8 protein-coding genes are annotated in these 6641 nt (G+C 69.0%); 4 read left to right on the top strand and 4 right to left on the bottom strand.

What is annotated here, in order from left to right; translation table 11 throughout:
- Nucleotide 1: 1 nt before the first annotated feature.
- Nucleotides 2–1249 carry a Fic family protein gene (locus tag CKO13_RS02285; RefSeq protein ID WP_242467841.1) on the bottom strand — a complete coding sequence of 416 codons (1248 nt, stop codon included), beginning with the start codon at nt 1247–1249 and terminating at the stop codon, nt 2–4.
- Between the two features lie 391 nt (nt 1250–1640).
- Here CKO13_RS02285 and CKO13_RS12565 point away from each other — a divergent pair, with 391 nt between their 5' ends.
- Nucleotides 1641–1985 (top strand): WGR domain-containing protein, encoded by a 345-nt coding sequence (locus CKO13_RS12565; protein ID WP_242467842.1) that lies wholly within the window; start codon nt 1641–1643, stop codon nt 1983–1985.
- Here the strand turns inward: CKO13_RS12565 and CKO13_RS02295 are convergent.
- A complete protein-coding gene (locus tag CKO13_RS02295; RefSeq protein WP_200256396.1) occupies nt 1982–2230 on the bottom strand; it encodes a hypothetical protein in 249 nt (82 codons plus the stop codon). The two genes, CKO13_RS12565 and CKO13_RS02295, sit on opposite strands and share 4 nt — an antisense overlap.
- Before the next feature lie 368 nt (nt 2231–2598).
- On the opposite strand from CKO13_RS02295, the gene CKO13_RS02300 reads away from it, so the two are divergent.
- Entirely contained in the window at nt 2599–3807 is a 1209-nt protein-coding gene (locus tag CKO13_RS02300; RefSeq protein WP_200256397.1) for a hypothetical protein, read from the top strand.
- On the opposite strand, the gene CKO13_RS02305 is transcribed toward CKO13_RS02300, so the two are convergent.
- On the bottom strand, nt 3804–4694 hold the full coding sequence (locus CKO13_RS02305) for an NAD(P)-dependent oxidoreductase (protein ID WP_200256398.1): 891 nt from the start codon (nt 4692–4694) through the stop codon (nt 3804–3806). The genes CKO13_RS02300 and CKO13_RS02305 overlap by 4 nt on opposite strands.
- A 196-nt stretch (nt 4695–4890) precedes the next feature.
- Between CKO13_RS02305 and CKO13_RS02310 the strand changes: the two genes are divergently transcribed.
- The gene (locus CKO13_RS02310; protein WP_200256399.1) at nt 4891–5205 is read left to right on the top strand and encodes an STAS domain-containing protein; all 315 of its coding nucleotides are present in this window, start codon (nt 4891–4893) and stop codon (nt 5203–5205) included.
- Between the two features lie 81 nt (nt 5206–5286).
- Here the strand turns inward: CKO13_RS02310 and CKO13_RS02315 are convergent, their stop codons facing one another.
- On the bottom strand, nt 5287–5643 hold the full coding sequence (locus CKO13_RS02315) for a serine hydrolase (protein WP_200256401.1): 357 nt from the start codon (nt 5641–5643) through the stop codon (nt 5287–5289).
- 70 nt (nt 5644–5713) lie between these two features.
- On the opposite strand from CKO13_RS02315, the gene CKO13_RS02320 reads away from it, so the two are divergent.
- Nucleotides 5714–6580, top strand: a complete 867-nt coding sequence (locus CKO13_RS02320) for a damage-control phosphatase ARMT1 family protein (protein ID WP_200256403.1) — start codon at nt 5714–5716, stop codon at nt 6578–6580.
- Nucleotides 6581–6641 lie beyond the last annotated feature (61 nt).

Below are 6641 nucleotides of genomic sequence, written 5' to 3' on the forward strand. Positions count from 1 at the left end.
GCTATGTGTTGGAATCGTGCGGCATCTCGGGGAAAAGCCCCGGCATAAGCCGCGTGGCGAGGCGTGCTGGAAACGCGAGGTAGAGCGGTGCACGGCTGCTTTTGGAGGTGACAATGCCGCTGTTGATCAAGGCGGAGGTTATACGCCGTGCCTGCCGTTCGCTAACGCCCAGCAAGCCGGCGACATCGCCGCGCGGCAATTCGCCCCGATAGAGCAGCGCTTCTAAGACGTTATTCGACTTGGGCGGCAGCGCGTCCGCCCGCATCTCTTCTTCCGCCCACATCAGCAGACGCTCACGCAGCCGGTCGGGCTGCATCAGCCGCTCCATGAAGTCGACCTGGTCGATGCAGATCCGAAGGAAGAATTTCGTGAAGTCCGCGAGGGTCTCCTCGCTCAGATGGCCGCGCCCATCGAGGTCATTGCGCCGCTCAAGATCGCAGGCCATGAGCTTTGACTTGTACTCGCTCTCGTTGCGCGCCAGACCACGGGCGACCGACCAGATCCCGCCTGTGTCGAGCCGGTCGATCAGGATAGCATGCGACATCAGTCGGGCGACGCGGCCATTGCCGTCTAGAAACGGGTGTATCCAGAGCAGACGATGATGCCCGCAGGCGGCCGCCATGATGCCTTCTGTGCGCCCAAGCCTGCCATAGGCGCTTTCAAAGCGTTCGAGAAAGCGCGGCAGCGCGCCGGGACTGACCGGCACGTGCCGGCCGATCTGGACGTCATGCGCGCGCAGCTCCCCCGGCTTTACCGGCATCCATTCGTGGGTGCTGGGGTGCTGAATCCAGAGCAGATCATCGGGAAGTAGTTCGCAGAACCGCCGATGCATCTCGCGCAGGCCGTCCGCGGATACCGAGCGCCCCGCAAAGCCGCCGGCGTCGATCCATTCCTGTACGGTGATATGCGCCTTTGCCTCAAGCTGGAGATTGCGCTTGCGCTTGTCCGCGCTATAGTCATCCTTGAGCGCGCGTTCGATATCCACCGGGTGGGTATCGTGGCCTTCGATGAGATTGCTGTAGTAGCAGTTCATCGCCCGCACCAGATTGGCGAGCGCGGCGGTCAATCCTTCGGGCAGGCTGCGCCGAAACCCGGCCGCCCGGCTCGCCAGCTCGACCACGAGATCCGAAATCTCGCCGCGATGTCGGGAGCTTTCACCGATCAGCACCGGCTCCATGAGCGCAACCCGCTCACCCCGGTCTTCTGCCGCTTCTTTGGCCGGTTTGTTGTCCGCCTCGCTATCATCCATGGACTCAATGGTATCAGGAATTTAAGAAAATGCATACCATGTTTGTGGCCGGCGCTATGGCCGGTTTTTTGGCCGCTTCTATAGGTCGCGGATCTGGAAAGTTGAAGCGTGGGTTAGTGGCTGGTCTCAAGAATCAAGCGCAACAGTCTTCGTCCTTGCCCTGGTCCTCTACCGCGTCCTGCGCATGTATCTCAAGGTCAAGGGCTCCGCCTACAGCGTCGAGCGCGCCCTGGAGGCGCTGGAGACGGTGCAGTGGCACTTAGCGGAAAAAGGATCGGCACTGGAGTGCGCTGATAGATGGCACCGCGGACCTTCGGCCAAGGCAGCGAAGGGGCTAAGCTGCCGGCGCCCATCGCCCCGGGACAGCCCCGACTTCGTGGGGCGTGCGGTGATGGCTACTGGCTATCCTGAGTGGACCCTGGAGCTGGTGCGCATTGAGCCCGCGCGCGGGATTCGGCGCTTCTACACGCTCACCCTGGAGCGCGATCTCTTCGCCCCCGTGCGGCTGGTGCGCCGCTGGGGGCGGCTCGGGAGCCGGGGCAGAGGGCAGTACCGCGTCGAGGTCTTCGCCGATCTCGAGAGCGCCCAGCGCCGCGTGGCGCATTACTACCGCGCCCAGTTGCGCCGCGGCTATACCGAGCACTCGGCGGATCCGCTTTTCAGGACGGCCGTGCTCGCGGCCCAGGAGGCCCCTGCCGCGGTGGGGAGGACCCGCAATGCCCGGCCGCCGAGCTAGCGTTTCCTCCGCTTAGGCCCTGCGGCACTCCCGTAGTCGTACACGCCGGGGTAGCGGCTCTGCGCCGGGGCAGCGCTGGTGGCGTCCAGGTCCGCCTCCGACTCGATAGGCACCGTATCCGCCTGCCGATACAGCGGCTCCGGCTCACCTTCCTGTCCGGTCCAGCCCGACGGCCGGGCGTCCGGCCGGACGAGGCGGGCGCGTGCCCGCCAGCCGGCGAACGTGTCCAGGCTCTCCTTGCTCATGGCAGCGGCGTCCCCGAGGCGGTCTCCAGCCCCTTTAGCATCGTGCCCTCTGATCTTGCTACACACGATGAAACGGTGGCTCGGCTTGCCGCTCGTTGGCAAGGTGGTATGAAGGAGGGAAGCGCCAACAAGGCTTCGAGGAGCCCCAGGATCGGGAAGGTCAAGGTCGCGGTATGGCTCTGTTCAACCTCGGCCGCAAGGACGAGTACGGCCGGTAGCGCCGGATCGAAAAGCGCTCGCGTGAGGGTCTGATACCACGTCGAAGGTGCGGCAGCTCGAGTAGCTGCGGCGGCCCTCCCGGGCTAGAGCGGCGAGGCCGGCGCGGGCATCCTGGGGGGAAGCACCCCCAAGACGAGCAGGAGGCCGCCATGAGCCGCTCCCGCAAGCGCGCCAAGGGCACCCAAGGCGCCGCCGCCGGCACGGGCGAGGAGGCCCGGGCCATCGAGACCCTGATCCGCCAGATCGAGGACCCCCAGGCCAGCGCGGAGGCGCAGCAGCAGTGGGCCGGGGCGCTCGAGGAGCGCCTCGAGCGCTGCCTGCACCGCGGCCGCACACGGCCGCTGCACGAAGCCCTCGGGCGGCTGGCCGCGCAGTGGCGCTGGGCGGAGCTCGAGGACCTGCGCGCCTGGATCGGGCGGCTCAGCTGCCAGGAGCCGGTCCCCCTGGCGGGGGACGACGGCGAGCCGATGCCCGGCGAGGCCGAGCTCTTCATCGCCCCCCTGGTGATCCGCCGCCCCGAGGCGCTGCCGGCGGACGGTGAGCCGCTGGCGCCGCCCGAGGCGTCCATGCAGGCGCTCACCGAGAGCTTCCGGCGCTGCGGCGCCATCGGCGAGGGCGAGTCCATCGTGCTCGCCTCCGCGCTGCTCCCGCCGGAGGCGGTCTACGGGCTGGATTGGCTGCAGGTGCGGCGGCTCACCCAGGCCCTGCTGGCCCTGGCGGAGGGCGAGCAGGCCGAGGCGCGCTTCGATCAGCTGCTCAGCAGCGAGGCGCCCGCCGGCCCCGACTATGGCGTGCGCCTGGCGCTGGGCCTGCGCCTCGGGCCGGCGCCGCTGGCGAGCGACTTCTTCACGGACGTCGCGGACGAGGACGGACTCGAGGCGGCGGAGCTCGCTTGGACCCGCGCCTTCGCGGAGCCGCTCGACGCCTGGCTCGGCGTCGAGGACGCCGAGCGCGAGGGGACCCTGGCGCTGGTGCCGCAGCCGTTCTACAGCGCCCTCGAGGAGGGGCTCTCCCAGGCCGAGGACCTGGCCGCCTTCCACCAGCTGATGGCGCACCTCGAGCGCGAGTATCGCGGCGAGGTGTTCTCGCTCCAGGCGGACGTCTCGGGGGATAGCGCGGCGCTGTTGCTGCGGGCCTTCGGCGCGCAGGCCGATGTGCCCCTGGCCGAGATCCGCCGGGCGCTGCGCCCCCACGAGGATGCCCTGGCGCGGGCCGACTGGCTCGAGGACCTGTTCCCCGACGGCGGCGAGGCGGAATCCGCCGAGGAGGAGGACGAAGCGGAGCTGCCGCCGCCCCTGCAGTGGGCCGGCCGCCAGACAGGCGGGTCGGGCTCTGGAGGCTCGCAGCGGTATCACTAAGACTCTGAGCGGCGTCCCGAGGCGGTCTCCAGCCACTTGAGCAGGGCGGCCATGTCCTGCTCGCCGTAGCCGGCGGCGTTGGCGCCGCTGGCCGCCTCGCGAACGGTCGCGGCCGCCGGCAGATAGACGCCCGCCTGCCGTCCTGCGTCCAGGATCAGGTCGAGGTCCTTGAGCAGTAGCTCGACCGGGAACTGCTTGCGGTAGTCGTCCGCCCGGATGGCGGCGCCCTTGAGCTGATAGAGGGGCGAGCTGGTGGCGCCGGTCTGGATGGCCTCGATCACCGTGTCCAGGTTGAGGCCGCGGTGCTGGCTGAAGGCGAGGGCCTCGCTGAAGCCCTGCATCATGGTGCCGAGCAGCAGGTTGATGGCGTGCTTGGTATCCGTCCCGGTCCCGACTGATCCGCAGTGGATGGTCGCTCGCCCCAGGGCATCGAGCAGGGGGCGAGCCCGCTCAAGCGCCTCCGCCTCGCTGCCCGCCAGGATGGTCAGCGCAGCGTCCTCGGCGGGCTTGCGGGTCCCCGAGACCGGGGCGTCGACAAACTGCCCGCCACTCGCCTCGACGGCGCGGGCCGCGGCGCACGTCGCCTCGTGGGAGACGGTGCTCATGTTGATCACGAGGGTCCCGTCGCGCAGGCCCTCGAGTAGGCCGCTCTCGCCCTCGACAACCGCCTGCAGTGCGGGGGAGTCGGTGACCATGATGAGGACTGCGCTGCTCGCCGCGGCCAGCTCCGCGGGCGTGGCGTAGGCCGGGATGCCGCTGTCGCGGAACGGCGCGGCCCGCTCGGGCGTCCGGTTGTAGACGCCGAGGCTAAACCCGGCCCGGTAGAGGTTCCAGGCCATGGGCTCGCCCATGTGGCCTAATCCGACGAATCCGACTGTCTCCGCCATCGTGCCCTCCGATCTTGTTCACGCACGATGAAACAGTGGCTCCGTCTGCTGCTTGTTGGCAAGACGGTGGCGTAGGAGCGCTGCGCTCTTGACTTGCCTCCTTCAGGAGCAGGCTTATGCCTTTAGGGGTATTGCCGGGACAGGGAGTATGCTCTTGACTTAAATCAAGAGCGCCTTAACAAAGGGAGGGGGCGCTATGGCGGTGCATGCGAGCTACGAAGACGGCGGCGGGAGCCTCGTGCTGAGCGTGCGGGGCCACCTCGATCCTGCCCTGCGCGAGGAGCTTCAGCGAGCGTGCGAAGGACGGGAGGCGACGACGGGGCGCCTCGTGGTGGATCTGGGTGGGGTGACATACCTCGATAGCTCAGGGCTCGACATGCTGCTGGCGCTGCGCCGGATGGTGGAGGCCGACGGCGGGAGCGGCGAAGTGGTCCTGCGCCACTGCCCCCGTGAGGTACGCTGGATCCTGGAGGTGGTCCACTTCGATCGCCTCTTCCGGATCGAGGACTGACCCTCTCACCTTACAGCGGTCCCGTCTCTATCTACGTCCAGGCGAGGGCGCCTAGCGCCTTGGGCTACGACGGCGAGGGGCTCACCGCACCACCGGCAAGTCCGACCAGGCCGGGAGGTAGTCGCCAATAGGATCGTCGAGGCTATCGATATGGCCGTCCTCGATCGCTGCTCCCAGCAGCAGGCCCAGGACGCTCTTGTGCATGGAGCTGCTATCGAAGCGGCTCTCTGGGCCATGCCCCGCGCTGTAGCGCTCCACCACCAGCTTGCCCTGGTGGTAGACCAGGAATGCGTAGCTGTCCTGCTGCTCCGCGTAATCGATGGCGCTCGCGACGGTCTCCTCTGCGGTAGTCGTCCGTAGGAGCCGTTCTTCCGCGCCAGAGCTGCTCGCGCGCGGCCGCGGATCCTGGACTTGGATGGTATGATTTAGCCGCCACATGGACAGGAGGAGGCGAGCCGGGCCGCGCAGCCGTGCTGGTCACGGAGGGGGCGGTCCCTCGCGAAGCGTGATGAAGATCTACTTGGATTGCTGGCCCTGCTTCATGCGCCAGGCCCTGAGCGGCGCGCGCCGGGCCGGGGCGTCGGAGGCGCAGCAGCACACGGTGCTGCTGGAGACCCTGGAGCAGCTTAAGGCCCTGGCCCGGGACGCCACACCGCCGGAGATGGGGAATCACATCCACCGGCGGGTGCGCGAGATCACCGGGGACCGGGATCCCTACCGCGAGGCGAAGCGGGAGGCGACCGCCGCCGCCCTGGCCATGCAGCCGCGCCTGGAGACGGTGATGCAGGAGGCCGCGGATCCCCTGGAGACGGCGGCGCGCCTCGCCATCACCGGCAACATCATCGACTACGGCGCCGCCGAGACCTTCAACCTGGACGCCACCCTCGAGCGGGTGCTCGGGGCCCCCTTCGGCATCGACGGCATGGCGGTGCTGCGCCGGGCCCTGGAGCGGGCGGACCGGGTGCTCTACCTCGCGGACAACGCCGGCGAGACGGTGTTCGACCGGGTGCTGATCCAGGCCCTGGGCCGCCCGGTGACCTACGCCGTCAAGGCGAGCCCCGTGCTCAACGACGCCACCCTGGCGGAGGCCCGGGAGGCGGGGATCCACCAGGTGGCGGAGATCGTGGACACCGGCTGCGACGCCATGGGCGCCCCGCTGGAGCTGTGCTCGCAGGCCTTCCGGGAGCGCTTCGACGCCGCGGATCTGATCATCGCCAAGGGCCAGGCCTGCTACGAGACCCTGAGCGAGGTCGATGCGCCGGTGCTCTTCCTGCTCCAGGCCAAGTGCGAGGTCATCGCCGACGACCTGGGCGTGGAGACGGGGGCGGTCGTGGCCAAGCCCTCCGCCCACCTGGCGGCCCGGTTCGGGCCTTAGCGGCCTCAGCGGCGCGCTCCCCGCGGGCGAGCGGGCCCGCGGGGCTCGGCTTAGCCCCCGC

Source organism: Halorhodospira neutriphila (genome assembly GCF_016584055.1).
GTDB classification, from domain to species: Bacteria; Pseudomonadota; Gammaproteobacteria; order Nitrococcales; family Halorhodospiraceae; genus Halorhodospira; species Halorhodospira neutriphila.

What these genes read in the sequence shown, in the direction of transcription:
- CKO13_RS12565 (WP_242467842.1), top strand. Translation starts at nt 1,641, where the DNA reads ATGGCTACTGGCTATCCTGAGTGGACCCTGGAGCTGGTGCGCATTGAG.
- CKO13_RS02285 (WP_242467841.1), bottom strand. Translation starts at nt 1,249, where the DNA reads ATGGATGATAGCGAGGCGGACAACAAACCGGCCAAAGAAGCGGCAGAA.
- CKO13_RS02315 (WP_200256401.1), bottom strand. Translation starts at nt 5,643, where the DNA reads ATGTGGCGGCTAAATCATACCATCCAAGTCCAGGATCCGCGGCCGCGC.
- CKO13_RS02295 (WP_200256396.1), bottom strand. Translation starts at nt 2,230, where the DNA reads ATGAGCAAGGAGAGCCTGGACACGTTCGCCGGCTGGCGGGCACGCGCC.
- CKO13_RS02300 (WP_200256397.1), top strand. Translation starts at nt 2,599, where the DNA reads ATGAGCCGCTCCCGCAAGCGCGCCAAGGGCACCCAAGGCGCCGCCGCC.
- CKO13_RS02305 (WP_200256398.1), bottom strand. Translation starts at nt 4,694, where the DNA reads ATGGCGGAGACAGTCGGATTCGTCGGATTAGGCCACATGGGCGAGCCC.
- CKO13_RS02310 (WP_200256399.1), top strand. Translation starts at nt 4,891, where the DNA reads ATGGCGGTGCATGCGAGCTACGAAGACGGCGGCGGGAGCCTCGTGCTG.
- CKO13_RS02320 (WP_200256403.1), top strand. Translation starts at nt 5,714, where the DNA reads ATGAAGATCTACTTGGATTGCTGGCCCTGCTTCATGCGCCAGGCCCTG.